We start from the raw sequence: 330 nt of genomic DNA on the forward strand, positions 1-330 counted from the left end.
ATACCAAACAGCCGTTTAAAATCTTGACGGTAAATGTGAAACCGGTCTCAAATCCTGCCGCTTTCAGCCAGTGCCCTGTTAAGGTAATGGCGGGCTGCTGTTTTTACCCTTCGGGGCATAGCTGACCGTGTAAAATCGTTCTGTTTTCAGGGCTTTATTTACCGTGCCGCCTGAAATGCCAGAGGGGATATCCATCTGTATATGGACCCGCTACCCAGCTGGTCTGGGATGAGCAGGGGGATTGTCTTCAGCAGACGGATCCGTCCGGCAGTATCACCCGTTACCGCTATAATGCGCGCGGGCAGCTGACCCGTTATACCGACTGCTGAC

The 330-nt window shown here is 52.7% G+C and carries 1 pseudogene; it reads right to left on the bottom strand.

Annotated elements, in window-relative coordinates:
* Positions 1 to 195, bottom strand: a pseudogene (locus R5268_RS19410) (SymE family type I addiction module toxin); the annotation flags it as partial.
* Between the last annotated feature and the right edge of the window lie 135 nt (positions 196 to 330).

The sequence above is a fragment of the Morganella sp. BCCO 40_0007 genome, assembly GCF_032989665.1.
Classification (GTDB): Bacteria; Pseudomonadota; Gammaproteobacteria; order Enterobacterales; family Enterobacteriaceae; genus Morganella; species Morganella sibonii.